Source organism: Kitasatospora sp. NPDC032757, from assembly GCF_055579305.1.
The window spans coordinates 112,231-139,108 of the sequence record NZ_JBVINN010000017.1 but is presented as its reverse complement, the minus strand read 5'-3'; the positions used below and the strand labels follow the sequence as shown (position 1 = coordinate 139,108).

At 73.5% G+C, this 26,878-nt stretch carries 26 protein-coding genes; 10 read left to right on the top strand and 16 right to left on the bottom strand.

The annotated features are described in order from the left end of the window. Positions 1–29: 29 nt before the first annotated feature. The gene (locus ACZ5WK_RS20585; protein ID WP_465548787.1) at positions 30–1,061 is read right to left on the bottom strand and encodes an SGNH/GDSL hydrolase family protein; all 1,032 of its coding nucleotides are present in this window, start codon (positions 1,059–1,061) and stop codon (positions 30–32) included. A gap of 194 nt (positions 1,062–1,255) precedes the next feature. Then, a complete protein-coding gene (locus ACZ5WK_RS20580) occupies positions 1,256–2,200 on the bottom strand; it encodes a PAC2 family protein (RefSeq protein ID WP_465548786.1) in 945 nt (314 codons plus the stop codon). 688 nt (positions 2,201–2,888) lie between these two features. On the opposite strand from ACZ5WK_RS20580, the gene ACZ5WK_RS20575 reads away from it, so the two are divergent. Continuing rightward, complete coding sequence (locus ACZ5WK_RS20575; protein WP_465548785.1) at positions 2,889–3,617, top strand: GNAT family N-acetyltransferase; 729 nt, start codon at positions 2,889–2,891, stop codon at positions 3,615–3,617. Between the two features lie 85 nt (positions 3,618–3,702). On the opposite strand, the gene ACZ5WK_RS20570 is transcribed toward ACZ5WK_RS20575, so the two are convergent. The 9 genes from ACZ5WK_RS20570 to ACZ5WK_RS20530 all read right to left on the bottom strand — a co-directional run bounded on the left by ACZ5WK_RS20570 (position 3,703) and on the right by ACZ5WK_RS20530 (position 14,146). After that, positions 3,703–4,959, bottom strand: coding sequence for an ADP-ribosylglycohydrolase family protein (locus ACZ5WK_RS20570; protein ID WP_465548784.1), 1,257 nt, complete (start codon positions 4,957–4,959; stop codon positions 3,703–3,705). Positions 4,960–5,119: 160 nt separating this feature from the next. Continuing rightward, positions 5,120–5,437: a transcriptional regulator gene (locus tag ACZ5WK_RS20565; protein WP_465548783.1), complete on the bottom strand. Its 318-nt coding sequence runs from the start codon at positions 5,435–5,437 to the stop codon at positions 5,120–5,122. Then, complete coding sequence (locus ACZ5WK_RS20560; protein ID WP_465548782.1) at positions 5,437–5,916, bottom strand: hypothetical protein; 480 nt, start codon at positions 5,914–5,916, stop codon at positions 5,437–5,439. Before ACZ5WK_RS20560 ends, ACZ5WK_RS20565 begins: the two co-directional genes overlap by 1 nt. A 201-nt stretch (positions 5,917–6,117) precedes the next feature. Then, on the bottom strand, positions 6,118–6,672 hold the full coding sequence (locus ACZ5WK_RS20555; protein ID WP_465548781.1) for a ribonuclease: 555 nt from the start codon (positions 6,670–6,672) through the stop codon (positions 6,118–6,120). A gap of 279 nt (positions 6,673–6,951) precedes the next feature. Beyond that, positions 6,952–9,660: a pyruvate, phosphate dikinase gene (gene ppdK, locus ACZ5WK_RS20550; protein WP_396323255.1), complete on the bottom strand. Its 2,709-nt coding sequence runs from the start codon at positions 9,658–9,660 to the stop codon at positions 6,952–6,954. 564 nt (positions 9,661–10,224) lie between these two features. Beyond that, positions 10,225–11,394, bottom strand: coding sequence for a tRNA dihydrouridine synthase DusB (gene dusB / locus ACZ5WK_RS20545; RefSeq protein ID WP_465548780.1), 1,170 nt, complete (start codon positions 11,392–11,394; stop codon positions 10,225–10,227). A 90-nt stretch (positions 11,395–11,484) separates the two neighbouring features. After that, entirely contained in the window at positions 11,485–12,282 is a 798-nt protein-coding gene (locus ACZ5WK_RS20540; protein WP_465548779.1) for a DUF4097 family beta strand repeat-containing protein, read from the bottom strand. A gap of 2 nt (positions 12,283–12,284) precedes the next feature. Further along, a complete protein-coding gene (locus ACZ5WK_RS20535) occupies positions 12,285–12,929 on the bottom strand; it encodes a response regulator (protein ID WP_148645238.1) in 645 nt (214 codons plus the stop codon). Continuing rightward, positions 12,917–14,146 carry a sensor histidine kinase gene (locus ACZ5WK_RS20530; protein WP_465548778.1) on the bottom strand — a complete coding sequence of 410 codons (1,230 nt, stop codon included), beginning with the start codon at positions 14,144–14,146 and terminating at the stop codon, positions 12,917–12,919. Before ACZ5WK_RS20530 ends, ACZ5WK_RS20535 begins: the two co-directional genes overlap by 13 nt. 135 nt (positions 14,147–14,281) lie before the next feature. Here ACZ5WK_RS20530 and ACZ5WK_RS20525 point away from each other — a divergent pair, with 135 nt between their 5' ends. Together ACZ5WK_RS20525 and ACZ5WK_RS20520 are read left to right on the top strand one after the other, a co-directional pair. Beyond that, positions 14,282–14,836, top strand: a complete 555-nt coding sequence (locus ACZ5WK_RS20525) for a hypothetical protein (protein ID WP_465548777.1) — start codon at positions 14,282–14,284, stop codon at positions 14,834–14,836. Further along, positions 14,833–15,231 (top strand): hypothetical protein, encoded by a 399-nt coding sequence (locus tag ACZ5WK_RS20520; RefSeq protein WP_465548776.1) that lies wholly within the window; start codon positions 14,833–14,835, stop codon positions 15,229–15,231. Before ACZ5WK_RS20525 ends, ACZ5WK_RS20520 begins: the two co-directional genes overlap by 4 nt. Before the next feature lie 4 nt (positions 15,232–15,235). Here the strand turns inward: ACZ5WK_RS20520 and ACZ5WK_RS20515 are convergent, their stop codons facing one another. Then, entirely contained in the window at positions 15,236–16,132 is an 897-nt protein-coding gene (locus ACZ5WK_RS20515) for a helix-turn-helix transcriptional regulator (RefSeq protein ID WP_465548775.1), read from the bottom strand. Between the two features lie 101 nt (positions 16,133–16,233). Here ACZ5WK_RS20515 and ACZ5WK_RS20510 point away from each other — a divergent pair, with 101 nt between their 5' ends. Beyond that, positions 16,234–17,733: an MFS transporter gene (locus ACZ5WK_RS20510; protein ID WP_465548774.1), complete on the top strand. Its 1,500-nt coding sequence runs from the start codon at positions 16,234–16,236 to the stop codon at positions 17,731–17,733. Positions 17,734–17,815: 82 nt separating this feature from the next. Here the strand turns inward: ACZ5WK_RS20510 and ACZ5WK_RS20505 are convergent, their stop codons facing one another. The 3 genes from ACZ5WK_RS20505 to ACZ5WK_RS20495 all read right to left on the bottom strand — a co-directional run bounded on the left by ACZ5WK_RS20505 (position 17,816) and on the right by ACZ5WK_RS20495 (position 19,344). Beyond that, positions 17,816–18,085, bottom strand: coding sequence for a hypothetical protein (locus ACZ5WK_RS20505; protein ID WP_465548773.1), 270 nt, complete (start codon positions 18,083–18,085; stop codon positions 17,816–17,818). Continuing rightward, positions 18,078–18,641 carry an RNA polymerase sigma factor gene (locus ACZ5WK_RS20500; RefSeq protein ID WP_396323245.1) on the bottom strand — a complete coding sequence of 188 codons (564 nt, stop codon included), beginning with the start codon at positions 18,639–18,641 and terminating at the stop codon, positions 18,078–18,080. The genes ACZ5WK_RS20505 and ACZ5WK_RS20500 overlap by 8 nt, the downstream gene beginning before the upstream one ends. Positions 18,642–18,900: 259 nt before the next feature. Further along, entirely contained in the window at positions 18,901–19,344 is a 444-nt protein-coding gene (locus ACZ5WK_RS20495; protein WP_465548772.1) for a hypothetical protein, read from the bottom strand. Between the two features lie 88 nt (positions 19,345–19,432). Here ACZ5WK_RS20495 and ACZ5WK_RS20490 point away from each other — a divergent pair, with 88 nt between their 5' ends. From ACZ5WK_RS20490 to ACZ5WK_RS20480, 3 genes are all read left to right on the top strand, one after another. Further along, on the top strand, positions 19,433–20,011 hold the full coding sequence (locus ACZ5WK_RS20490; RefSeq protein ID WP_465548771.1) for an NADAR family protein: 579 nt from the start codon (positions 19,433–19,435) through the stop codon (positions 20,009–20,011). Continuing rightward, a complete protein-coding gene (locus ACZ5WK_RS20485) occupies positions 20,008–21,147 on the top strand; it encodes a hypothetical protein (RefSeq protein ID WP_465548770.1) in 1,140 nt (379 codons plus the stop codon). The genes ACZ5WK_RS20490 and ACZ5WK_RS20485 overlap by 4 nt, the downstream gene beginning before the upstream one ends. A gap of 68 nt (positions 21,148–21,215) precedes the next feature. Further along, a complete protein-coding gene (locus tag ACZ5WK_RS20480) occupies positions 21,216–22,538 on the top strand; it encodes a hypothetical protein (protein WP_465548769.1) in 1,323 nt (440 codons plus the stop codon). A gap of 78 nt (positions 22,539–22,616) precedes the next feature. Here ACZ5WK_RS20480 and ACZ5WK_RS20475 read toward each other — a convergent pair whose 3' ends face one another. Continuing rightward, a complete protein-coding gene (locus ACZ5WK_RS20475; protein WP_396323240.1) occupies positions 22,617–23,999 on the bottom strand; it encodes a glycine--tRNA ligase in 1,383 nt (460 codons plus the stop codon). 217 nt (positions 24,000–24,216) lie between these two features. On the opposite strand from ACZ5WK_RS20475, the gene ACZ5WK_RS20470 reads away from it, so the two are divergent. From ACZ5WK_RS20470 to ACZ5WK_RS20460, 3 genes are read left to right on the top strand one after another with little or no spacing between them, the layout of a single operon-like run. Then, positions 24,217–25,170 carry a metal ABC transporter substrate-binding protein gene (locus tag ACZ5WK_RS20470; RefSeq protein ID WP_465548768.1) on the top strand — a complete coding sequence of 318 codons (954 nt, stop codon included), beginning with the start codon at positions 24,217–24,219 and terminating at the stop codon, positions 25,168–25,170. A 16-nt stretch (positions 25,171–25,186) separates the two neighbouring features. Next, positions 25,187–25,954, top strand: a complete 768-nt coding sequence (locus tag ACZ5WK_RS20465; RefSeq protein ID WP_465548767.1) for a metal ABC transporter ATP-binding protein — start codon at positions 25,187–25,189, stop codon at positions 25,952–25,954. Beyond that, the gene (locus ACZ5WK_RS20460; protein WP_465548766.1) at positions 25,951–26,871 is read left to right on the top strand and encodes a metal ABC transporter permease; all 921 of its coding nucleotides are present in this window, start codon (positions 25,951–25,953) and stop codon (positions 26,869–26,871) included. The genes ACZ5WK_RS20465 and ACZ5WK_RS20460 overlap by 4 nt, the downstream gene beginning before the upstream one ends. Positions 26,872–26,878 lie beyond the last annotated feature (7 nt).

Genomic DNA, 26,878 nt, shown 5'->3' with positions numbered 1-26,878 from the left:
GGAGCCGAGAGGCCCGAGGCCCGGGGCGGTCAGCCGCGGACGGCCTTGAGGAGGGCGGCGGCCACGCCCTCCTGCCCCTTGGCGTTGGGGTGGATCGCCGCCAGGCCGGACGCCGGGAAGGGCGGCTCCACCCAGCGGTCGGCCGCGCCGGCGCACATGTCGTGGCCGGCCGAGGGGGCGGCGGCGTCCACGAAGACCGCGCCGGCCGACTCCGCGCGGCCCTTGAGCATCGCATTCAGCTGCTGTTCCTTCTCCGCCAGGAACCCCAGGTCGGCCGCGGCGACGGTACTGCCGAGCACCGGCACACAACTCGCCGGGTCGGCGGGCAGCAGCGCCGGGTAGCCGACCACGTACACCCGGGCCTGCGGGGAACGGCGCTTGACCTCCTGGAGCACCCGGCCCAGCCGCTCGCCGGCCGCGTCGACCTTGCGCTGCACCTGGTCGCCGGCGCCACCGGGGGTGGAATAGTGCTCCCGGCACGGCGCCTCGGCCCGGGTCGAGCCGATCAGGCCCTTCACCGCGTCGGCCAGGTTCTCCTTGGCGCACTGGCCGACGACCTCCATGAACCCGGCGTCATTGCCGCCGATCCCGACCGTGACCAGCCGGGTGGCCGGGGAGAGTGCGTCCAGCTGGGGCGGGTTGGCCCCGCCGTCGGTCTGCTGGGAGTCCGTCAGGTCGCCGGTGCGGGCGCCGCTGCAGCTGACGTCGCGGAACTGGCCGTCCGCCAGTCCCAGCGACTTGGCCACCAGAGACGGGTAGTTGACCGCCGAGCGGGCGCAGCCCTTCGGCTCCCCCACCTGCGGGGCGATCTTCAGGCCCGAGGTGTAGGAGTCCCCGAGGGCGACGTACGGACCGGCGGGTGTCGGGGTCGGGGTGGGCGTCGGGGTCGGGGTGGCCCGCACCGGGCGCGGGGCGTCCGAGGCAGCGGCGCCGGAGCCGTTCGCTCCGCCCCCGCCGCTGCAGCCGGCCAGCAGCACGGCCAGCCCGGTGGCAAGAACAGCGGCCCGCCCGGCCGCCGGACGAGCGGCCGAACGTGGACGAGCAGCCCAACGTGCGGGCACCGGCATGGAATCCCCCCGGGGGTCGGAACGGCGACGTCTCTCCCTGCGGCGGCCCGTCCCCCGGGCACCTCACTCGCCAACGAACGGGCGGTGTCGGATGACTCCCGCCCGTCCGGTGATTCTTGCAGCCCGAGGCGCGCCCGGCACGCGGCCCGCCCGGGGCCGTACCCGTCGCGCCCGGGGCCGCGCCCGTCCTACTCGGGGCCGCGCTCGTGCTCGGCGAGGAACTGCTCGAAGCGCCGGCCCAGTTCGTCCGCCGACGGCAGGTCGACCGGCTCGGCCAGCAGGCTCTCCCGGCCCTCGGCGCCCGCCACCGCGTCGTACTGGCCCTCCATACCGCGGATCGCCGAGCGCATCTCGCCGTCCCCCTGGGCCAGCTGCTCCTCGATGTCGGCGTAGACCTCGCCGACCCGCTCGCGCAGCCGGGTGCCCGGCAGCACCAGGCCGGTGGCCGACTGCACCGCCTCCAGGATCAGTACCGCCGCCGCCGGGTACTCCGAGCGCGCCACGTAGTGCGGCACGTGCACGGCGAAGCCCAGCACGTCGTGCCCGGCCTCGGCGAGCCGGTACTCCAGCAGCGCCTGTGCGCTGCCGGGCACCTGGGCCTGCTCGAACCACTGCGGGTAGCCGGCCGCGAGGTCCAGCCGGTTGCCGTGCGGCGTCAGGCCGACCGGGCGGGTGTGCGGCACGCCCATCGGGATGCCGTGGAAGTCCAGGGTCAGCCGGACCTCGAACTGCTCGACCAGGCCGCGCACGGCCGCGGAGAAGCGCTCCCACTCGACGTCCGGCTCGGGCCCGGTGAGCAGCAGGAAGGGCGCGCCGGCCGCGTCGTGGACGAGCTGGAGCAGGATCTCCGGCGGGTCGTAGGAGGACCAGTGCTCACGGTCGAAGACCATCGCCGGGCGGCGGGCCCGGTAGTCCACCAGGCGGTCGTGGTCGAAACGGGCCACCACCTGCGGCGAACCCTGCTCCAACAGGTGGGCCACCACCTGGCCGCCGGCCTCACCGGCATCCATGAAGCCCTCGAAGTGGTGGAGCAGCACCAAACCGGCGCCGGTATCGGCCAACGCGGCGTTCGCCGCGGCCACGGCGGCCACGCCCTGCTGATCCAGCTCGTACAGCGCCTGGGGATCACGCACCGCGCACCCAACCCCGTTCTCTACTCGTCGACTCGTACCGGCTTCTCCTCGTCTGCAGCGTGCCGGGCCCCGCCGGAATTCCCGCCCTGGCCCGGCCTCGGACCGCCACTGCACCGGTGAACGCCCGGCGGCCCGCCGGAGTGCCCTCCGCGGCTCGCCGGAGTGCCGTCCCGACCATGATCGCACCCGGATGGAAAAGCGCTGGTCACGGGCGTCCACAGGCCCTTCCGGAGGCGTCCGCGGCAGACCGGCGCGCCCATTCGTGTGCTGCGAAGTGACGCACCGCCTTCTGGCGGGTATCGTCCTCTCGCTGCCTCGCATCGTCGCGTCGTCGTCACGTCGTCCGTAACGCCGTCGATCACGACCCGGCCCGGTGTTCGGCCAGCCACCCACGACGCATCTTGCCTTCATCTGGCCGCCTGCTTCCCTTCGCGCTCTCGTTTCCTCCTCGGCCATCTCGCGGACGCACACTGTCCCCTCGCTCATCCCGCCGGACCGGTCCGTCGACCCGTGTCCGTTCCGGCACCGCGCTGCCCGCCTCCGGGCCGCCGCCCCCACCCCGCTCGACCGGCCTCCGGCGTGCACGGGCATGGACGGGCGGTCTCCGGAGCCGGGGCGAAGTCCCCGCAGCCCGCGCCGCACCCCGGCACGGGACGCACCCTCCGACCGATGAAGGACCGAAGGTTCCGTGCCCGTACCTGTCATCCTCACCGGCCGCACCGTGCGGCTGGAGCCCCTCGCCGCGCACCACGCCGAGGCCATCGCCAAGGCCGGCGCCGAGGACCGTACGACCTACGCCTTCACGCCCGTCCCGCACGGCCTGGAAGCGGCCCGCGACTACATCGCGCGCGCCCTTGCCGACCAGGCCGCGGGCCGGTCGCTGCCGTTCGCGACGGTGAGCGTCGCCGACGGCCGGGTCGTCGGCTCCACCCGGTTCCTGGAACTCGACTACTGGCAGGGCCCGGTCGTCTGGCCGCCGGTGCCCGGCGTGCCGTTCGGCGACCCCGCCACGGCCGTCCCGGACGCCGCCGAGATCGGCAACACCTGGCTCTCGCCGCGCGCACAGGGCACCGGCATCAACACCGAGGCGAAGCTGCTGATGCTCCGGTACGCCTTCGAGGAGTGGGGCGTGCAGCGGATCTCGATGCGCGCGGACGCCCGCAACATGCGCTCCCGGGCGGCCATCGAGCGGCTCGGCGCCACCTCCGAGGGCGTCCGCCGGGCGCACTCGCGCGGGCTGGACGGGGTGGTGCGCTCCACCGCGTTCTACTCGATCCTCGACTCCGAATGGCCCGCCGTACGGGACATCATCGAGCTCCGGATCGCCGCCGCCACCTCGCCGAGCGCCCCGGACCGGGCGATCAACCAGGAGTGCCTTAGACACGGCGGCGGCGCCGGGCAGCTGATCACGGCCTGAGGGCCACGGGCCGGCGGCACCTCCCGGCGGGCCGTTCGTTCACCGGTGGCGGCGGCCCCACGGGCGGCCGCCGTCCGGCGCGGGCTCAGTGCGAGTAGCCCTCGGCGGCCAGGGCGAGGACCGTCGCCAGCTGCCCGGCGTCGGGGCGACCCTCGTACCGGCCGGGGTGCGCCTCGACCAGCGCAGAAACGGGCCGCCAGCCGCCGCGCGGCACCGGAGCCACCCGGACGTCCCAGACCGCGGAACCGGTCCGACTCCGGTGCAGGTGCAGGACGCCCTCGGTGGTGTAGGACTCCCACATCTGCGCCGTCCCCCCGGGGCGCAGTCCGGCCCTGATCCGCCGCCACTGCTCGTCGGTCCAGACCACGTCCGGCACCGGGCACCGGCGCGGCAGCAGGAGCGGCTTCAGGTGGGTCCGGTCCACCGGTGCGGGGGCCACGCCGCCCGGCACGGGGAAGGCCCACGCGGGGAGCGGCTCGCGGGCGGCCGTCCAGGCGGCCGGAATGCCGACCGTGCCGGTGTGGGCGGCGACCACGCCGCCGGTGATGGCGGCGACGGTGTCCATGTCCCCGCCCGCGCCGATCGCCTCCCAGACCGCCGCCGGGTAGTCGGTGAGCCGGCGGGCCGCGCACCAGAGCGCGAAGGGGACGGTGTCGGCGGCGCTGGTCCGGCTGCCGTTGCCGAGCACCTCGGCGGCGACCTTCAGGTCCGGCTCGGCAAGCAGGCCGATCGCCTCGGTCAGGCCGTCGCGCACGGCACCGCGCGGGGTGAGCGCGGCGACCGCCGTCAGGAAGGTGTCCGGCGTCATGGTCCCGGTCCGGGCCCGGACCGCGTACGCGGCGGCCACCGCGACGGCGATCGTGCCGTCGACGGCCTGCGGATGGGTGTGGGTGGTCATCGCGGTGTCTGCGGCGGGCAGCACCACCCCGGCCGGATCGTCCGCGTACAGCGCGCCCAGCGGCGCCACCCGCATCGCGGCGCCGTTGCCGTACGAGCCCTGGCCGTCGAAGAGTTCGGCGGCCAGCGCCCTGGCATCGCCGCCCTCGCGGATCAGCCGGAGCATCCGGTTGGCGGCCGGGCCGTAGCCGCGGTCGAAGTCGTGCCGGCGGGCGAAGGAGTGGGTGAGGTCGAAGGTGTCGATCGCGCCTCGCTCGGTCCGTGCCGCGTACACCGAGCAGGCCATCTCGGTGTCGTCGGTCCACGGCCAGGGGCCGGGCGGCGCGGTACGGGCGGCGAAGTGGGCCGCGGCGGTGTCGGGTACGAAGAACTGGGCGCCGAGGGCGTCGCCGACGGAGAGGCCGTTGAGCGCGTCGAGCGCGGGGCCGGTGTGAAGGGTCGTCATCGTGCCCCAGCACAGCGCCCGACCGGCGCCGCGTCAACACCGTTACCCGTCGGTGAAGCGGCGGGCAGGCCCCCGGCCGAGCAGCCTGCCGGGCGCCGAAGCCAACGCCATCGGCAGGCGAAAGGCGGCAGGCGGTAGGCGACGGGCCGGCGAACTCCCCCTACCGGCCCTCGTGTTCGGCTCCGGCGGCCGCCGCGGCGGCCACCAGGCGCTGGAGTTCGGCGAGATGGCCGGCCAGGGCCGCACGCCCGGCCTTGGTGGCGGCGAGCCAGGTCCGCGGGCGCTTGCCGACGTAGCCCTTCTTCACCGCCACGTAGCCTGCCTCCTCCAGCGCGGCCGCGGCCTTGCTGAGCACCGAGTCGGAGACCTCGCAGTGGTCCCGGACGGCGCCGAACTCGGCCTCCGCGCAGGCGCTCAGGAAGGCGAGGACGGTGAGCCTGGTCGGATGCTGGAGCAGCGGGTCGAGCGCGGCGGGCATCAGCGCGCCCCGAGCTCGCGCCGGATGCGGGCGTTCAGCCACACCGCCGTCGCCCAGAACACCGCGCCGGCCGTGATCCCCACCGCCGCGCCCACCCAGCGGGCGTCGCCGCCGAGCGCGAAGGCGAGCCCCGCCGCTGCCAGCGCCGCCCCGACCAGCTGCAGGAACGCCCGGCGGACCAGATGCCCGAAGACGGGCTCCAGCCGGTGCACGATGCCGCCACTGCGGGCGGTGACCGCGACCAGGCAGCCGGTCAGCGCGGCGAAGGCCACGGCCAGCACGATGCTCAGCCAGGCCAGGTGCGCGTGGGCAGCCTGGCCGACTCCCGTCCCGTAGAGCGCGAAGGAGACCGCGAAGGCCGGGCCGAACCACGCGGGCAGGGAGCGCGGCGCCTGGGCGGCCGCCTGGGCCCGCAGGGCGAGGCGCAGCGCCTCGGCGGCGGGAAGGTCGTCGGACCGGACGGGTTCGGCACTGCTCATGGAGTCCCCCTGGAGTCTGCGCGAGGGCACCGCGCTCTCGCCGGTTCCACTATGGCATCTACATTCCAACTTGGAAAGTACTCTCAAAACCGCAGGACTTCCGACACCGAAGGCCTCCCTGTTCGGCACGGCTCCCGGTTCGGCGGGGCTCCCCGGTTCGGCAGGACAGCCGCACCGGAAACCCTCAGCCCGACAGGGCTCTCAGCAGCGCGCGTCGATCTCCTGGAAGGTGCCGTAGTGGTCGGCCGTCCAGTACTGCTCGCCGGCGTCGCCCGTGACGACGCGTCGGGTGCCGCGGTCGCCTGAGCCGGGGGTGACGACGGTGAACTCGTGGTAGTAGCCGGAGCCCTTGCGCGGGAGGCGGTTCTCGCGGTTCTCGAAGACGATGCCGTCGGAGCGGTACGGGTACGGGCCGCCCTTGGCGATCAGGCCGAGGGTGTCGCGGGCCTGGCTGGGCAGCTTGGTGCGGCAGACGTCGGCGAGCGCGGGGTCGGTGGGCACCCAGGTGGCGGCCGGTGACGACGGCCCGGGTGCGGACGATGCCGGGGCGGACGATGCCGGGGCGGACGATGCCGGGGCGGACGGCCGGGGTGCCGAAGGCTTGGGCGCGGCCGGGCTCGCGACGGAGGCCGGGCTCGTGGAGGCGGCCGCCTTCGGGTGGCTCGTCCCGTTGCCCGAGAGCGCGCACCCGCCCGCGGCGGCGATCGCGCAGATCAGGGCGGCCACGAGGACGAACAGGCGGTTCTTGCTGGTCATGCGCTCCAGCTTGGCATCAGGCCCGGCCGCGGCCGGGCGGCCACACGCGTGGCCACGGCCACCCGGCGCCGCGGGAAGGGCGCCACGAAAGAAGCGGCCGGGGCGGGAACGGACGCCGTTGTCCGTTCCCGCCCCGGCTGCGTTACGTACGCCGGTTCTCCTGCGCCGAGCTCCGGTGTACGCCCTCCCGAGCGGGAGGGATGCGGTCAGCGACGGGACCGCGCCGTGGTCGGACGGGCCCTCCTCGCCGATGCCTGGCGAGGAGGGCGCCTACCCGCCTCAGCGCGAGTCGCTGCCCGCGGTCTCGATGGCGGCGCGGCCGGCCTCAAGGCGCGCCACCGGGATCCGGAAGGGGGAGCAGGAGACGTAGTCCAGCCCCACCTCGTGGAAGAAGTGCACCGACTCCGGGTCGCCGCCGTGCTCGCCGCAGACGCCGAGCTTGAGGTCGGGGCGGGTGGCCCGGCCGGCCTCGACGGCGTGCTTGACGAGCGAGCCGACGCCGTCGCGGTCGATCGTCTCGAACGGGGAGACCCCGAAGATGCCCTTCTCCAGGTAGGCCGTGAAGAACGAGGCCTCCACGTCGTCCCGGGAGAAGCCCCAGACGGTCTGGGTGAGGTCGTTGGTGCCGAAGGAGAAGAACTCGGCGGCCTCGGCGATCTGGCCGGCCGTCACGGCGGCGCGCGGCAGCTCGATCATGGTGCCGAGCTTGATGTCCAGCTGCACGCCGGTGGACTGGGCGACCTCGGCGAGCACGCGCTCGCACTCGTCGCGGACCAGCTCCAGCTCCTGGACGGTGCCGACCAGCGGGATCATCACCTCGGGACGCGGGTCCCCGCCGGCCAGCTTGCGCTCGGCGGCGGCCTCGGCGATGGCGCGGACCTGCATGCCGAACAGGCCGGGGATGACCAGGCCGAGGCGGACGCCGCGCAGGCCGAGCATCGGGTTCTGCTCGTGCAGCTTGTGCACCGCCTGGAGCAGGCGCAGGTCGTTCTCGTTCGGGTCCTTGCGGGCCTCGGCGAGGGCGACGCGCACCGACAGCTCGGTGATGTCGGGCAGGAACTCGTGCAGCGGCGGGTCGAGCAGGCGGACGGTGACCGGCAGCCCGTCCATCGCCTGGAAGAGCTCCAGGAAGTCGCCCTTCTGCAGCGGCAGCAGGGTGGAGAGCGCGAGCTCGCGGTCCTTGTCGTTGTCCGCCAGGATCAGGTGCTCGACCTCCTTGCGGCGCTCCTCGCCGAGGAACATGTGCTCGGTGCGGCAGAGGCCGATGCCCTGGGCGCCGTAGCGGCGGGCGCGCCCGCCGTCCTCGGCGTTGTCGGCGTTGGCCCGCACGGCGAGCCGGCGGCGGCCGTCGGCGTGCGACATCAACCGGTGCACGGCCTGGACGAGGCCGCCCTGGACGTCGGCGCCGGCGTGCAGGGTGCCCTCGAAGTACTCGACCACCGGGGACGGCAGCACGGGTACCTCGCCGAGGTAGACCTTGCCGGTGGCGCCGTCGATGGAGACGACGTCCCCCTCCTCCAGCACCAGGCCGTCGGAGGTGGTCATCCGGCGGCGCTTGGTGTCGACCTCGAGCTCCTCGGCACCGCAGACACAGGTCTTGCCCATGCCGCGGGCGACGACGGCGGCGTGCGAGGTCTTGCCACCGCGCGAGGTGAGGATGCCCTCGGCGGCGATCATGCCGTCCAGGTCGTCCGGGTTGGTCTCGCGGCGGACCAGGATGACCTTCTCGCCGGAGCGGGACCACTTCACCGCGGTGTAGGAGTCGAAGACGATCTTGCCGATCGCGGCGCCGGGCGAGGCGGCGAGGCCCCAGGCGATCTGCTTGGAGGTGGCGTCGGGGGCGAACCGCGGGAACATCAGCTGCGAGAGCTGGCCACCGGTGACCCGCATCAGGGCCTCGTCCAGGTCGATCAGGCCCTGGTCGACCAGCTGGACGGCGATCCGGAAGGCCGCGGCGGCGGTGCGCTTGCCCACGCGGGTCTGGAGCATCCAGAGCTTGCCGCGCTCGATGGTGAACTCGATGTCACAGAGGTCGCGGTAGTGGTTCTCGAGCTTCTGCATGATCGCCATCAGCTCGTCGTACGACTTCTTGTCGAGCTGCTCCAGGTCGGCGAGCGGCAGGGTGTTGCGGATGCCGGCGACGACGTCCTCGCCCTGGGCGTTGGAGAGGTAGTCGCCGTAGACGCCGACGGCGCCCGTGGAGGGGTCACGCGTGAAGGCGACACCGGTGCCGGAGTCCTCGCCGAGGTTGCCGAAGACCATGGAGCAGACGTTGACCGCCGTGCCCAGGTCGTTCGGGATGCGCTCCTGACGGCGGTAGAGCCGCGCCCGGTCGCCGTTCCAGGAGTGGAAGACGGCGTGGACGGCGAGGTCCATCTGCTCGCGCGGGTCCTGCGGGAAGGCCCGGCCGGTCTCGCGCTCGACGATGCCCTTGAACACCTCGACCAGTTCCCGGAGGTCGGAAGCGTCCAGGTCCAGGTCGTTGGTGGTGCCCTTGGCGTGCTTGGCCTCGTCCAGGGCCTCCTCGAACAGCTCGCCGTCGACGCCCAGCACGGTCTTGCCGAACATCTGGACCAGGCGGCGGTAGGAGTCCCAGGCGAAACGCTCGTTGCCAGACTGCGCGACCAGGCCGACCACCGAGGCGTCGGAGAGGCCGATGTTCAGGACGGTGTCCATCATGCCGGGCATGGAGAACTTGGCCCCGGAGCGGACCGAGACCAGGAGCGGGTTGTCGGCCTGGCCGAGCTTCTTGCCCATCTCCTGCTCGAGCGCGTCCAGGTGGGCGCTGATCTCCTCGTGCAGGGAGGCCGGCTCGCTGCCGGTCTCCAGGAAGACCTTGCAGGCCTCGGTGGTGATGGTGAACCCCGGAGGGACGGGGAGACCCAGGTTGGTCATCTCGGCCAGGTTCGCGCCCTTGCCGCCAAGAAGATCCTTGAGGTCCTTGTTTCCTTCGGTGAAGGAGTAAACAAACTTCTGCTGCGACGGCACGGGTCGGTCTCCTCGCACACGGTTGGCCTGACGCCGGAGAACATACCCATTTCGAAGGCGCTTTTGCGCCGCCAATAGGCCGTACGAGGCCAGTACTCGGCGGTAACCCGGCAGATCGAATGCACATAAAGGCGTTCACCTCTGTTGGTGAAATCGTCCGGATGACGCGAGCTTGCCTTCAACTCTTGAAGGCAAGGAAACCGGAAGATCACACGAACGGGACGGAGGGTAGCGGTCGGCGGTCCACCGTGTTGCCCCGACTTGATTTCCTGCACCCGGACCGGCCGATCCGTGCCACTCCCCTTCGGGAAGCGATTCACCGCCGATGTGGCCATTTCGTCCCCTGAGTGACCGTCAGTCGCCACCGTATGTGGCAAGCGTCACGAGCGCATCTCGCGGGTCGGGCGTAGTCCTCCTCCGCCGATCGTCGCACTACGTGCGGACGTCCGCCTGTTTCCGTGACAATGATGCACCAAAAAGGAGCCCTCTTGGCCAGATAGGACAAGAGGGCTGGGACGCGGTGGCAATCACCGGTCAAGGGGTGTTTTCGCCACTAAGGACAGATCATCCGCCGGAGGTGTCCGATTCGGCGTCCGCACTGGGCAGAGCACAGTCGTACGGATCGTCCAACCAGCCTTCCGGGAGAACCACCCGGTTGTTGCCGCTGGTGCGCCCGCGAGGGCCGTCCGCGCCGGCCGGCCAGAGCTGGGACTGCTCCACCTGGGCGAGGGTTTCGGCCAGGCCGGCCAGCGAGGAGGAGTTGGCCAGCCGCACCCGCAGCTCGGAGCCGACCGAGAAGCCCTTGGTGTACCAGGCCACGTGCTTGCGGAAGTCGATCACGCCGCGCGCCTCGTCCCCCAGCCACTCGCCGAGCAGCTGCGCGTGGCGCACCATGGCCCGCGCCACGTCGGCGAAGCTCGGGCGGGCGTAGTCCGTCTCGCCCTCGAAGATCGCCACCAGGTCCTTGAACAGCCACGGCCGGCCCAGGCAGCCGCGGCCGACCACCACACCGTCGCAGCCGGTCTCGCGCATCATCCGCACCGCGTCGTCCGCCGACCAGATGTCCCCGTTGCCGAGCACCGGGATGTGCGCCGGGACGGATTCGCGCAGCCGGGCGATCGCCGACCAGTCCGCGGTGCCGCCGTAGTGCTGGGCCGCGGTGCGGCCGTGCAGGGCGATCGCGGAGACGCCCTCCTCCGCGCCGATCCGGCCGGCGTCCAGGAAGGTGAGGTGGTCGTCGTCGATGCCCTTGCGCATCTTCATGGTCACCGGGAGGTCCCCGGCATTGGCGACGGCCTCGCGGAGGATCTCGCGCAGCAGGTTGCGCTTGTACGGCAGCGCCGAGCCGCCGCCCTTGCGGGTGACCTTGGGGACGGGGCAGCCGAAGTTGAGGTCGATGTGGTCGGCCAGGTTCTCGTCGGCGATCATCCGGGCCGCCTTGCCGACGGTCACCGGGTCCACCCCGTAGAGCTGGATCGAACGCGGCTTCTCGCTCGCGTCGAACCTGATCAGCTGCATCGTCTTGGCGTTGCGCTCGACCAGGGCCCGGGTGGTGATCATCTCGGAGACGTACAGGCCCTTGCCGCCGCTCTGCTCACGGCAGAGCGTGCGGAACGGCGCGTTGGTGATGCCGGCCATCGGTGCCAGCACGACGGGCGGCCACACCTGCATCGGGCCGATGGTCAGCGGCGCGAACTCGGCGGCGGTCGCGGTGGGTGCGGGCGTGACTGTCATGCGCGGCTGACCTCGGGGACGGGGATTCGGGACTCTTCATTGTCCCCCACCCGCGGATCGGCCCTTCGGCCGTCCGCCCGGCCCGTCCGCTCAGCCCTCGACGGGGTTCACGCTCAGCGCCCCGGAGGTGGACGTGACCTGCACGGTGTCCGGGCTGGCGGGGTTGGACAGCCGCGGATCGATGTGGCCGTTGCCCGACCCGCGGTCGACGCCGAAGCGGTAGCCCGAGCCCTGCGGCAGGGCCAGCGACACCTCGCCCGAGGTCACCCCGACCGCCACCGCGTGCGGCGGGCGCGCGAAGCCCAGGTCGACCGCGCCGGAGGTGGCGTGCACCTCGACCCGGGCGGAGTCGAGGCCGGTGGCCCGCACCTCCCCGGACGTCGTCCGCGCGTACACCTGCCCGGAGAGCCCGCTCAGCCGGACCGCCCCCGAGGTGGCCGCCACCCGGACGTCCCCGCTCAGGCCATTGATGTCGATGCTCCCGGAGGAGCCCCCGCCGTCCACCGCGGCCGTCGGCGGCACCTCCAGCTCGATCACGGCACCGCAGCCGAGGTCCACCACCGGCACCACCTGGTTGCAGCGCATCCTGACGTTGAACACGTCACCCTCGAAGACGGTCTCGACCCTGGGGCTGCGCACCGTCCAGTCCAGATGCTCGGTCACCAGCACCCGGCCGGGCTGCCCCGGCCTGATCCGCACCGCCGCGGAGCCGGTGTCCAGGTGCACCCTGGTCGCCGCGACCGGGTACGAGCGGTCGGACGTCCGCTGCTGCTGCACCACCAGACCCCAGGTCTGCGCGCCGCCGCACACGACGGCCAGCGCCACCACCGACGTCCCGGTGATCCGCCAGGCACGGTGCCCGCGGATCGCCGTCCGGTCCTCCGCCACCGCTACCCGACCTCCAGGAACCGCAGCACCGCAAGCACCCGGCGGTGGCTGGCGTCGGCGGGCGGCAGGTCGAGCTTGGTGAAGATCGAGTTGATGTGCTTGGCCACCGCGCTGTCGCTGACCACCAGGGCGGCGGCGATCGCCGCGTTCGAGCGGCCCTCCGCCATCAGTCCCAGCACGTCCCGCTCGCGCGGGGTCAGCTTCTCCAGCGGGTCCCGGTGGCGGCGGACCAGCAGCTGGGCGACCACCTCCGGGTCCAGCGCGGTGCCGCCCTCGGCGACCCGCTGCAAGGCGTCCACGAAGTCGTCCACATTGGCCACCCGCTGCTTGAGCAGATAGCCCACCCCGCTGGTGTTGGTGGCCAGCAGGTCGGCCGCGTACCGCTCCTCGACGTACTGGGAGAGCAGCAGCACCGCCACCTCGGGCCACTGCCGGCGGATCATCAGCGCCGCCCGGACGCCCTCGTCCGTGAAGCCGGGCGGCATCCGGACGTCCGCCACCACCACCCCCGGCCGGTGCTCCTCCACCGCGGCGAGCAGCTCCTCGGCGTCCCCCACGGCGGCGGCCACCTCGAAGCCCACCGCCTCCAGGACCTTGACCAGACCGACCCTGAGCAGGACCGAGTCCTCGGCGATCACAGCACGCACGGCAACTCCACGGTGATGGTGGTGGGACCCCCGAGGGGGCTGAGAACGGACAGCGAGCCGTCGACCGAGGCGGCGCGCTTGCGCAGGCCGGTCAGACCGGTGCCGCGCGAGGCGTCCGCGCCGCCGACACCGTCGTCGCTGACGACCAGGAGCAGCCGGCCGCCGACCGTCCGCACCGAGAGGTCGACCCGGGTGGCGCGGGCGTGCTTGGCGACGTTGGTCAGCGCCTCGGAGACGGTGAAGTACGCGACCGCCTCGACGGTCGGGGCGATCGGCTCGACCAGGGCGACGTCCAGCCGGACCGGCAGCGGGGCGCGGGCGGCGATGCCGGACAGCGCCGCGTCCAGGCCGCGGTCCTCCAGGACGGCCGGGTGCAGGCCGCGGACCAGGTCGCGCAGTTCGTCGATGGCGGCCTGGGCCTCCTCGTGCGCGTCCACGATCACCTGCATGACCTCGGGGGCCACGTCCTTGAAGGTGCGCCGGGCCAGACCCAGGTTCATCGCCAGCGACGTGAGCCGCTGCTGGGCGCCGTCGTGCAGATCGCGCTCGATCCGGCGGCGCTCGGCGTCGACGGCGTCGACCAGGCCCGCCCGGCTCTCGGTGATCTCCTCGACCCGGCGCTCCAGCGTCTCCGTCCGGCCCGGGCCGAGCAGCCGGTGGGCCGCGAGCTCCTCCAGCCTGGCCAGCAGGGCCACCACCCACGGCGTCACGGCCAGCAGCAGCACACCGCTCACGGTGTACAGGGCGTTCTCCCCGGCCCACTGCGACCGCAGCGGGTTGCCCGGCGGCATCAGCCAGACCCAGCCGTACACGGTCGCCATGACCAGGCCCGCGCCCCACGCGTACAGCGCCCCCAGCGCGCCCAGCGCCAACAGCGGGCCGGCCAGCAGGTGGTAGCCGACCTGACGCCAGCTCACCCCGGTGCGCAGCCTGGTCAGCAGGCCCGCCGGGGTGTCCGCGGACTGCAGCAGCACCGGCACCTCGACCCCGCGCAGGATGCGCAGACGGCCGCGCTGGGCCGCCGTCAGCAGCCGCAGGCAGAGCAGCACCAGGGCGGTGACCGGCAGGAAGGCCTTCGGGGTGAGACAGGCCAGCCAGATCGGCACGGCCAGCGGGATGCCGGCGGCTATGAAGCGGGTGTCGCGCCAGGCGGCGGCCGACCACGGCGGCCGCTCGGCGCTCCTGGCGAGCGCACGGCGCAGCGGGGTGGAGGGCATGGCCGACAGCGTAGAGCCCGAAGATCGACTGACGCCATGAAGGGAGCTGGAGAGCGGGGGTGTACCCAGGTACACCCCCGATTCGGGGCGGCGCACTACCGACGCCGGGGGGTGGTGCGCGGAAGTCTTGACGGCATGACGAGCACTGCATCGCACTCCGCCACGCCGCCCCACGGGCGGCCCGGCCCGGGTACCGGCGCGGCCGACGCCGAAGGTCCGCTGCCGGTCGGTCCGTCCGACCCGGCCGGGCCCGCCGGGCCGCGCGGGCCGTGGGCGGTGCGCAGCGTCCGGGCGACGCGGGGGCGCGCGGCACTGGAGGTGTACGAGCACGGCGAGCTGCTGGACGTCCTGGTCGCGGCCCGGCTCACCCCGCAGCTGCTGCGCGGCGCCCGGCGCTGCGCCGTCCCCGGTGCGCGGGGGCGGTACGGGCTGGCCTGGGGGCGGCTGCCGCAGGGCGGTGCGGCGCCCGCCGTGCGGTTCACCGGCGGGTGGCTGCGGCGAGCCGGCGGCCGGGCCGTCGAGGTGCCCGAAGTCGTCACGGTGGCCGGGGAGTTCTGGCTCGCCTGGGCGCGGGGGCGGTTCGGCGGGGTGCTGGTGGAGCATGCGGGCGGCCGCGAGCGGCAGCCGCTGGCGCGGGTCCGCGGCAGTCGGCGGGGTGTGCCGGTCGGCACGGCCGGGGGTCAGCGATGAGCACCGCCGTTCTGGGGGCGCTGCCGTGCTCCCCCACCCGCCCTGCCGCCCCGGCGCTGCCCGCGTGGACCGAGCGGGTGCCCGCTTTCGCGGCCCTCGTGCTGCTTCCCTGGCTGGCGGTGCTGGCCGTCAGCCACGAGACCTCGTGGGTCGTCCTCGACCTGCTCGAACTCGCCGCCCTGGTCTCGCTCGACGCGTTGCTGCGGCGCCGCAGCCCGGCCGCGATCCGGCCCGCCTGCGCGGTGGCGCTGCTGCTCGCCGGCGACGCCCTCGCCGACATCGGCACCGCCGGCACCGGCCTGCCGCTGCTCGCCGCCGTGGTGATGGCCGGCTGCGTCGAACTGCCGCTCGCCGCCCTCTGCCTGGCGCTCGGCCGCCGGGCAGCGCGCGCCTGACCGGCTACCGCCCGCCCGGCAGCCCCCGCGCCATCAGCTCCATCCGCTCACGGGTCTCCTCGTCCCTGGGCGTGTAAGCGACCAGGCGGGTGCTGGGACGCGGCCCGAGCCAGAGGCTCGTGTAGTCGCAGTGCAGCAGCCCGATACCGGGGACGAGGAACCGCTTGAGCCCGTTGCCCGGCTTCATCACGTCGTGCCGCTGCCAGGCCGCCTCGAAGTCCGGCGAGGCCTTGCGCAGCCGGGCGAGCAGCGCCTTCCACGCCGGTTCGGCCGTGTGGTCGGCCATCCCCGAACGGAACCTGGCCACCATCCCCTCACGCCCGTCCTCGTGGTCGACCAGCACCTCCCGGAAGCGCGACGGCGTGAACGCCATCCACATCAGGTTCCGGTCCTCGAAGGGCAGTTCGTCGAGGTTCCCGACGATATGGGTGTACGAGGGGTTGTACGCCAGCACGTCGTACCGGGCGTTGATCACCGCGGCCGGCATCGGCGACATCTGCTCCAGGAGCAACCGGATCGCCGGGGTCACCGTCAGACACTCCACCACCGGTGACGGATCGTCCGCCGCCGCCAGCGCGAACAGGTGGGCCCGCTCGGCCGGGTCGAGCCGGAGGGCGCGGGCGACCGCGTCCAGCACCTGGGCGGAGACCTGGATGTCCCGGCCCTGCTCGAGCCACGTGTACCAGGTCACCCCGACCGCGGCGAGCTGCGCCACCTCCTCCCGGCGCAGCCCCGGCGTCCGGCGGCGTCCGGTCATCGGCAGGCCCACCTGCTCGGGCGCGATCCGCTCGCGGCGGCTGCGCAGGAAGGCGGCCAGCTCGTGCCGCCGGGCCCCGTCGGGGGAAAGGCCTCCGCGGCCGGTCGCGCGGGACGCTGTGGCGGGCGTGGTGGTGAGGCTCATGCACCCAGCATGCGGCACCCGGAAGCCTGTTGCCAGGTACTTCTTATACCTGGATAACCACACTCTGGTACCAGGTTGTCGGGTGGCGGATCGTATGACCCGTGACCCCACAACTCGCCGTCGCCAAGACCACCGTCGCCAAGACCACCGTCGCCAAGACCACCGTCGCCGCAACCGCCCGGCCCGCCGCCACCACCCCCGGCGTCGCGGTCCAGGGCACCGCCTCGCTCGGCACCGCCGGGCTGGTCACCGTCCTGCTCGGGGCGTTCCTGCCGATGCTCGACTTCTTCATCGTCAACGTCGCCCTGCCCACCATCGACCACGACCTGGCCGCCGGCCCCGCCGTCCTGGAGCTGGTCGCCGCCGGATACGGCATCGCCTTCGCCGTCCTGCTCGTCCTCGGCGGCCGGCTGGGCGACATCTTCGGCCGCCGCCGGCTGTTCGTCGTCGGCGCCGCCGCCTTCGCCCTGACCTCGCTCGCCTGCGGGCTCGCCCCCGGCGCCTGGACCCTGGTCGCCGCCCGCGCCGCCCAGGGTGCCTCGGCCGCCCTGCTCATCCCCCAGGTGCTCGGCACCATCACCGCCGCCACCCACGGCGCCCGGCGCGGCCAGGCGCTCTCCGTCTACGGCGCGGTCGGCGGCATCTCGGTGGTCATCGGGCAGGTGCTCGGCGGGATGCTGGTCGCCGCGGACCTCTTCGGCACCGGCTGGCGCTCCGTCTTCCTGCTGAACGTCCCGTTCGCCCTGCTCGCCCTCGCCCTCGCCGTCCGGTACGTCCCCGAGAGCCGCGCCGAGCGGGCCGCCCGCGTGGACGTCCCCGGCACGCTGCTGCTCACCGCCACGCTGCTCGCCCTGCTCGTCCCGCTGATGGAGGGCCGCGCCGCCGGCTGGCCGCTCTGGTCCTGGCTGCTGCTCGCGCTCTTCCCGGTGTTCGCCGTCGCGTTCGGTGTCGTCGAGCTGCGCGCCGAGCGCCGCGGCGACACCCCGCTGGTGCCGCCCACCCTGCTGCGGATCCCCGAGATGCGGCGCGGCCTCGGCATCGCCCTGCCCTACTTCGGCGGCTTCGGCGGCTTCATGTTCGTGATCGCCGTCGCCCTCCAGCAGGGCCTCCACCTCGGCCCGGTCGCGGCCGGCTGGGCACTCGTCCCGATGGCCGTCGGCTACTTCGCCGCCTCGCTCTCCGGCCCCCGCCTGATCGGCCGCTTCGGCAGCCGCGTCCTCACCGCCGGCGCCGTCGTCCAGGCGATCGGCCTCGCCACCCTGGCCCTCACCGTCCTCGCCGACTGGGCCCACTTCTCCCCGCTCCGGATGGCGCCCGGCGTCGCCCTCGCCGGCATCGGCCAGGGCCTGATCGGCACCCCGCTGTTCCGCGTCGTCCTCTCCAAGGTCCCCGCCGACCGGGCGGGCGTGGGCAGCGGCGTCCTCGCCACCGGCCAGCAGTCCAGCCTCGCCCTCGGCGTCGCCACCCTGGGCACCCTCTACCTGGCCCTCGCCCCGACGCTGGGCATGGACCGTGCCCTGGCCCTCTGCCTCGGCATCCAGCTCCTGGGCTCCTTCACCGTCCTCTACCTGACCACCCGTCTCCCCCGCTCCATCGGCTGACGGCCGCGGACGGCCCGGGTCACACCGGCACGAACGGCGTCGCGCCCGCCCGCATCCTTGTGCGGACCGGCGCGACGCCGTTTCAGCCGGGCCCGCCGACGGAGAGCCGGCACCGGCCGTCCGACGTGCAGGAGCGCTTCAGACGGCCCCGCGAGACGGTCTGCGCCAGCCCGACCGCCCAGCACATCGGGCACCCGCGCAGGGCGAGCACGCCGACCGGCAGGAGCAGCAGGGAGACCGGCCCGGCCAGCGGAACGAGCGCGAACGAGCCGGCCAGCGCGCCGAATCCGACCGCGCCACGCGCCAGGTGCCGGGGCAGGGAAGTGCTGGAGAAGTCGGGACGGTCAGTCATCTCTGCCTCCGAAAGCCGGATCGGTTCTGTCCCGCAGCGTCTGCCGGACGGTCGCGCGGGCGCGGTGCAGCCGCGACTTCATCGCGGCGCTGCTGAGGCCCAGCGCATCGGCGACCATCCGCCCGCCGAGGCCCTGCACGTCCCGCATCACCAGGACGCGGCGCTGGTCCGCCGGGAGGGCCGCGATCGCCGCCGCCACCCGCCCGGCCTCCAGACGCTGCAGCGCCTCGTCCTCGGCCGACGGCCCGGCGTCGTCGCCCGCCGGCGGGTGCTCGCGCAGCAGCGTGCGCGCGCGGCGCAGGCACTCGTTGCGCACGATGCGGAACATCCACGACGCCAGGGCACCGGAGGCGCGCAGCATCCCGATCTTGCGGTACAGGATGATCAGTGCCTCCTGCGCCGCGTCCTCGGCGTCCTCCGGCGACGCGCACAACGAGCGGGCGAACCGCTGCACATGCGGGTGCGCGCCCGACACCAGTGCGGCGATCGAGTCGACGTCACCGCGCTGCGCGGCGACGACCAACCGCTCGCCCGGCCAGGCGGTGGACTCAGCCACGGCCCCGCCCCCGCCTGCGCAGCACGACGACACTGCACGTGCACAGGAGCACCACGGTGACGGCGACAGCGATACCGACGATCACGACAACCTCCAGATCCGTCCCGACGTTCGTCGGAGACATGTATAGGAGGCACGGGCATCGCCAAAGGATTCACCCCCGGGCCGGTCGGCCGTCGGACGGCCCGAGCCGGAGCCTGAACCGGCCTGAGCCGGAGCCGCCGGAGCGGGGGAGCCACGGCGGGAGGGGCGTACCGGTTCAGGTGGCCGGTACCCGTTCCGCGTCGAGCCGGGCGGCGCTGAGGTACTCGCCGTCTCCGTGGAGGCGGACGGTCGGGGGAAGGCCGTCGCCGAGGGCGTCGAGGACCTCGCGGCGCGGGTGGCCGAAGAGGTCGATGCCGTGGAGGACCACCGGGCAGGCCGACGGGCCGGCCCCGGTGGCCGGGTCGCGGGTGAGGCTGATGCCGCCCAGGCCGGGGGTGTCCCGGTACCGGCCGTAGCGGTCCACGACGTCGCCGAGGGCGTCGAGCTCCAGCCCCTGGTAGCGCGCGGTGAAGGACCAGCCGGCACCGCAGACCCACCCCGCGCGCACGTCCGCGACGGTGGCGACGGCCCACTGGGCGGTGCGCTCGTCCGCACCGAGGCGGAGCGTGCCCGCGCGGCCCGGGAGCCGGAGGCCCACGCCGGGGAGAAGCTCGAACATGTGGCGATGATCCCGATCGCACGCTCCGCACCGCAAGCGCGCATCAAAGCGTTGGCGCCCCCACGACCCTTTGTGTCAGTATGACGATATGAGCGACACGTACACGGGGGACCCTCTCGACGCCCGCAACCGGGCCGAGCTGGTGGCATCGATCGCCTCCGGCGCGCAGCCGAAGTGGCTGATGTTCTGGGGGCACCGGCCGCAGCGGGACGGGTCGGCCGGGCCGGGGTCGCTCAGCCAGTGGTGGCCATCCGCGTTCACCGTCGACGGGGTGACGTACACCAGCGCCGAGCACTGGATGATGGCCGGGAAGGCCCGGATGTTCGGGGACGACGCGATCGTGCCGCGCATCCTGGCCGCGCGCACGCCCGCCGAGGCGAAGAAGCTCGGCCGGCTGGTCAAGGGCTTCGACGAACCCACCTGGACAGCAGGGCGGTTCGAGCTCGTCGTCCGGGGCAACGTCGCCAAGTTCGGGCAGGACGAGGCCCTGGGCGCCTACCTCCTCGGCACGCAGCAGCGCGTCCTCGTCGAGGCCAGCCCGGTGGACCGGCTCTGGGGCATCGGGCTCGCCGCCGACGACGACCGCGCGCAGCGGCCGGCCGACTGGCGCGGGGAGAACCTGCTGGGCTTCGCGCTGATGGAAGCCCGCACCAGGCTGGCGAAGTGAGCACCATCGCCCCCGTCCTGGACGGCACGGTGGCGGTGTCGACGGTCGCGGCCCTGGCCGTCGCGCCACGGGCGTCGGAGCGGGAGCGGCGGCCGGGGCGCGGGGGGTTCGGGCCGGACGCCGTGCTCGCGGTCGTCGTGGCGCTGATCCTCCTCAACCAGCTCGCCTTCGCCGTCTACGTCCAGCGGGTGCACGGCGGCGACCCGTCCTTCATCGCGCGGTACCTGCCGCCCGGCTGGTTCGCCGTGCCCCGCGGCAATCCGGTCGTCGACGGCCTCGCCGCGCACACTCCCGCACCGGCGGTGCTCGCGCCGTCCGTCCTCCGCGTCCAGGCGTTCCTCGAACTGCCGCTCGTGCTCCTGACGTTCGCCGCCGTGCTGCGCCGGCTGGACGGATCGCTGTACCGAAGGGTGTTCCTCTCACCGCTGGTCCCGCTCGCCGCCTCGTCGTACACCGTCGCGTTCTGCGCCGTCGAGTGGGACCTGCGCAACCCGTACACGACCGACGACCTCCTCGTCCGCGCGGTCTCGGCCCTCGTCACCCCGGTCCTGCTGGCCAGGCTGGCCGCACGGGAGAAGGAGGCCGAAGGACGGCACGTCACCGCACCCCGCCTCCTCCTCTTCGCCCTCGAACTCTGGGCGTACGGCGCCCTGATGCTCACCCTCTACGACACCGCACTGCTCTACAACCTCGCCCGCCTCGGCGACCGCCTCCCCACGGCCCTCGCCGCGCTCACCGTCCTCACGGTCACGCGCCTCGTGGTCACCCGCCTCGCACCACGGCCGGCCCAGCCCGCCGGCCCGCGCACAACGGCGCTCGCGGGCGCCCTGCGCGCCGGGCTCGTGCTCTTTCTCGCCCCCGCACTCGCCGTCCGGTACGCCGGGAGCTTCGGCACGCCCCAACTCGCCGCAGCAGCCGGTGCCGTGGTGCTCATCGCCGCCACCGCCCGCTTCGCGATCCGGCTGGCACTGCCTGCCGTGGCGGGCATCGCCGCAGGCTGGGCGGCCGTGCACTGGTCCGTGTCCGCGTACTACGAGGCGGCCCTGCTCCAGGCGGCGACCGCCGCACTGCTCGCCACCGTCGCCGTCTGTGTGCTCCTGGACACCATTCGCAAACCATTGGATGCACTTTCGTAACGCAGTTGCCGTATACCGACGCCAGGATGACTCGCAGTCAGGGTCTAGATGGACAGGGTGCGGCGATCATGCGAATACGGAACACAGAACAACCCACAGCTCAGCGGGCCGGCGAGAGCGAGCAGGACGCTCTGGAACTCAGCGCGGAGCTGGACGAGTTACTGCGGGCGAAGCAGTACGCCAACCAGCGCGAACGCCGGCTCATGGAGTCCGTCCGCTCCCTGCCGGAGCGGCAGCGCCCGGACGGGGAGCTGTTACGGCAGCTGGCCCAGGCACGGACGCTGCGCGAGGGCCTCGGCGCGCGCTGCCTCGAACTGAGCGATCAGCTCACCGCGTTGGAGGACCGGCTGCGCCAGCCGGCCCCGCGGCAGAGCGGCCCGATCCCCCGTCAGCCCACCGGGGCCCGGTTCGCGGACGGCGCGTACGAGGATGCGCCCGCCCCCGCAGTGCCACAACCTGCTCCCCCGGCGCCCGCCGCCACCGGGGCCCGCTTCGGCAACCCCAGGCCCCTGGCCAGGGCCCAACCCCGGTCCACCTCCCAGCCCCGGCTCCGGCCTGCGGACACCGCGGCCGCACCCCCGGCGCCCCCACCACCTCCGCCGGCGCCCCGGGCCTCCCAGGCCCCCGAGGCGCCCCAGGCCCGCCGCCGCTCCCCCGCCGAACTCGCCGCCCTCGCCGAGCGGGTCACCACCCTGCACCGCCAGGGCGCCACCCACGAGAGCACCGCGCTGCTGAACGAGGCGGCCGCCCTCCTCCTGCCGCCCGACACCGCCCACCTGGCGGGCCTGCTCGCCAGGAGCGGCCCGCCCGGCGCCTCCGTCCGGCTGGCCCGCGAGGCGGCGCAGAGCACCCCCGCACAGGCCGCCGGCACCCTCGCCGAGCTGCGGCAGGCGGGCCTGGCCGCGGAGGCCGCCGAGCTGTTCCACGCCCTCTGGAACTACCCGGCCGCCACCCTGCCCGCCCTGCTGGCGGCGCTGGAGCGGGCCGGGCAGCACGCGGACGCCGCCACCCTGCTGTGGGAGTGGGGTTCCGCGCCGGCCGCCGAGCTGGCCTCGCTCGCCACCGCGCTGGAGCGGGACGGCCGTTCCGGAGACGCCCGGACGCTGCTGCGCCAGGCCGCGGGCCGGCCCACCGCCGACCTCACCGCGCTGGCCACCACCCTCCCCGCACCACTGCCCGCCGTCCTGCTGCACGAGCTGGCGGCGCTGCGCCCGCCGGCCGAGCTGGTCCGGCTCGCCGCCGCCCTGGAGGCGCACCGGGAGCTGTACGCCGCGCTGCTTGCCGTCCTGACCGAGGAGGAGGGACGTCACCGCACCACCCTCGCCGCCCTCCGTACGGCCGGCCTGCCGACCACGACCGCCCCGGCGCGCTCCCGCTGGGGACGCCGGTAGGCGGCCGCCGGCCGGCAGTGGACAGCAGGGAGCCCCCGCCCGCCCGAAGGCGGACGGGGGCTCCCCGTCGGACCGGCGTCAGCAGCCGATCAGCCGCGCGGCCAGGTACGACTTCACCTGGTCCAGCGAGACCCGCTCCTGCGACATGGTGTCGCGGTCGCGCACGGTCACCGCGTTGTCCTCGAGGGTGTCGAAGTCGACGGTGACGCAGAACGGCGTGCCGATCTCGTCCTGACGGCGGTAGCGCTTGCCGATCGCGCCGGCGTCGTCGAACTCGACGTTCCACGCGGTGCGCAGGTCGGCGGCGAGGCCGCGGGCCTTCGGCGAGAGGTCGGCGTTGCGCGAGAGCGGCAGCACGGCGACCTTGACCGGGGCCAGGCGCGGGTCGAGCCGCATGCCGACGCGCTTCTCCATGACGCCCTTGGCGTTGGGCGCCTCGTCCTCGAAGTAGGCGTCGATCAGGAAGGCCAGCATGGCGCGGTTGAGGCCCGCCGCCGGCTCGATGACGTACGGGAAGTACCGCTCGCCGGACTCCTGGTCGAAGTACTTGAGGTCCTGGCCGGAGGCCTCGCTGTGCACCGTGAGGTCGTAGTCGGTGCGGTTGGCGACGCCTTCGAGCTCGGAGAACTCCTGGCCGCCGAAGTTGAAGCGGTACTCGATGTCCACCGTGCGCTTGGCGTAGTGGGAGAGCTTCTCCTTCGGGTGCTCGAAGAAGCGCATGTTCTCGGTCCGCAGGCCGAGGTCGACGTACCAGTCCCAGCGCTGCTGGAGCCAGTAGTCGTGCCACTGCTCGTCCTCGCCCGGCTTGACGAAGAACTCCATCTCCATCTGCTCGAACTCGCGGGTGCGGAAGATGAAGTTGCCGGGGGTGATCTCGTTGCGGAAGCTCTTGCCGGTCTGGGCGATGCCGAACGGCGGCTTCTTGCGCGAGGTCGTCTGGACGGCCTTGAAGTTGGTGAAGATGCCCTGCGCCGTCTCCGGGCGCAGGTAGGCCAGGCCACCGGCCTCCTCGGTGACGCCGAGGTGGGTCTTCAGCATGCCCGAGAACTCACGGGGCTCGGTGAAGGAGCCCTTGGTGCCGCAGTCGGGGCAGTTGATGTCCTTGAGGCCGTTCGGCGGCGGGAAGCCGTGCTTGGCCTCGTACTTCTCCTCCAGGTGGTCGGCCCGGTGGCGCTTGTGGCAGGAGAGGCACTCGGTCAGCGGGTCGTTGAAGGTGGCGACGTGGCCGGAGGCCTCCCAGACCTCGCGGGCCAGGATCACCGACGAGTCGAGGCCGACGACGTCCTCGCGGGCCTGGACCATCGCACGCCACCACTGGCGCTTGATGTTCTCCTTCAGCTCGACACCCAGCGGCCCGTAGTCCCAGGCGGCACGAGTGCCGCCGTAGATCTCGCTGCAGGGGTAGACGAAGCCACGGCGCTTGCTCAGGCTGACGATCGTGTCGATCTTGTCGGCGGCCACAGTGCTCTCTTCAGTACGACGGCACGGTCAGGGCACGGCTGGTTGCGCGTACCCGAATACCTCAGGTTACCGGCCATACGGGTACGAGGTTCAAATCGGTATTGCCCGCCCTCCCCCGCCCATCGGAATGCCCCGTCCTCTCCCACTCATCGCCACCCCCTGTTCACCCGTCCGAGTGATTTGACAATCATTTCCATCTAACCTGAGAATGGTTGTCATGATGATCCGACGACCCGCACGCACCGCCATAGCCCTGACCGCGACCGTCCTCTCGGGCACCCTGCTCCTGACCGCCTGCGGCGGGGACAGCAGCGCCAAGGGCACCGGCGGCAAGCTGGACGTCGTCGCCTCCTTCTACCCGATGGAGTACCTCGCCTCGCAGATCGGCGGGGAGCACGTCAAGGTCACCGACCTCACCGCGGCCGGCGTCGAGCCGCACGACCTGGAGCTCACCGCCAAGCAGGTCGGGAGCCTCCGGAAGGCCGGCGCCGTCGTCTACCTCAAGGGCCTCCAGCCCACCGTGGACAAGGCCGTCGCGGGCTCCGGCGCCAAGCACGTGATCGACGCCACCGCCGCCAGCCCGCTGGTCGACCACCACCTCGACGAGGGCCACTCCGAGGGCGACGGTCACGACCACGCCGAGGCCGCCGGCGACCCGCACATCTGGCTCGACCCGACCCGGTACGCGGCGGTCGCCAAGAGCGTCGGCGCCGGGTTCGCCGAGGCCGACCCGGCGCACGCGGCCGACTACCGGAAGAACACCGACGAGCTGGTCGGCCGGCTCACCGCCCTGGACCAGGAGTTCCGGGACGGCCTGAAGGACGCCGGCAGCAGGACGTTCGTCACCAGCCACGCCGCCTTCGGCTACCTCGCCGAGCACTACGGCCTCACCCAGGTCGCCATCAACGGCGTCGACCCGGAGTCCGAGCCCACCCCGGCCCGCCTCGCCGAGGTCCAGAAGGCCGCCAAGGACAACGGCGCCACCACGGTCTTCTTCGAGACCCTGGTCAGCCCCAAGCTCGCCGAGACCGTCGCCAAGGACCTCGGCCTCAAGACCGCCGTCCTGGACCCGCTGGAGGGCGTCAAGGACCCCTCCAAGGACGACTACCTGACGGTGATGAAGCGGAACCTCGCCAACCTCCGGGCCGCCCTCGGCGCGACCACCAGCTGACGGGACGACAGCACCCATGACCCACCCGACACCCCCGGCCGTCCGCCTCCGCAACGCCGTCGCCTCGCGCGGCGGCCGGCCGGTGCTGCGCGGCGTCGACCTCACCGTGGAGCCCGGCGAGGTCGTCGCGCTGCTCGGCGCCAACGGCTCCGGCAAGTCCACCACCGTCAAGGCCGTGATCGGCGCCGTCCCGCTGGACCGGGGCGGCCTGGAGCTGTTCGGCACGCCGTCCGCCAAGTTCCGCGCCTGGCACCGGATCGGGTACGTCCCGCAGCGCACCACCGCCGCCTCCGGCGTCCCGGCCACCGTCCGCGAGGTGGTCTCCACCGGACGGCTGCCGCAGCACGGGCTGCTGCCGTTCCGCCGCAGGGACCGCGAGGCGGTGGACCGCGCGCTCGCCGCCGTCGGCATGCTGGACCGGGCCGGGGACGGCGTCGCCGACCTCTCCGGCGGCCAGCAGCAGCGGGTGCTGATCGCCCGCGCCCTGGTCGGCTCCCCCGACCTGCTGATCATGGACGAGCCGATGGCCGGCGTGGACGCCGCCAGCCAGCAGGTGCTCGCCGACACCCTGCGCTCCGAGGTCGCACGCGGCGCCGCCGTCCTGCTGGTGCTGCACGAACTCGGGCCGCTGGAGCCGCTGATCGACCGCGCCGTGGTGCTCCGCGACGGCTGCGTCGCCCACGACGGCCCGCCCGTCCCCAACACCGGGCTGCACGCACTCCCCGGCCACGACCACGTCCACCCGCACGCGGACCTCCACCACACCCAGGGACTGCTGGCATGACCGAGATGCTCAGCTACGACTTCATGCAGCGGGCGCTGCTCGCCGCCGTGCTGGTCGGCATCACCGCGCCCGCCGTCGGCATCTACCTGGTCCAGCGGCGCCAGGCGCTGATGGGTGACGGCATGGGCCACGTCGCGATGACCGGCGTCGGCCTCGGTTTCATCTTCGACACCAGCCCGGTCTGGATGGCCGTGCTGGTCTGCGTGCTCGGCGCCGTCACCATGGAGCTGGTCCGCTCGCGCGGCAACCAGCGCGGCGACATCGCCCTCGCGATGCTCTTCTACGGCGGCATGGCCTGCGGCAAGCTCCTGGTCTCCAAGTCCGCCCAGGCGGGCGCCGGCTCCCTGGAGTCCTACCTGTGGGGCTCCATCCTGACCGTCGCCCCCGCCGACCTCGCCACCATCGCGGCCCTCGGCGCCGTGGTGATCGCCGTCACCGTCGGCCTGCGCCGCCAGCTCTTCGCGATCTGCCAGGACGAGGACTTCGCCCGGGTCACCGGCCTGCCGGTGCGCCTGCTCAACCTGCTGCTCGCCGTGATGGCCGCGGTCACCGTCACCGTCGCCATGCGGGTGGTCGGCCTGCTGCTGGTCAGCGCGCTGATGGTGGTCCCGGTGGTGGCCGCCCAGCAGCTCACCCGCTCCTTCGCCGCCACCCAGGCCGCCTCGATCGGCCTCGGCGTGGTGGTCGCCCTGGCCGGCGTCACCGGCTCCTACCAGCTGGACGTCCCCTCCGGTCCGGCCATCGTGCTGCTCGCCATCGCCGTGTTCGCGGTCTTCAGCGCGATCGCCGCGCCGCTGGCCCGCCGCCGGCACCGGTCGGCGGCCGACTCCGGACCGCAGGTCTGCGACGTCCAACTGCCCGGACAGGGCCCGACCGACGCGACCACACCGGAGCGGAGAGCGGGGCTGGCACAATGAGGTGCGA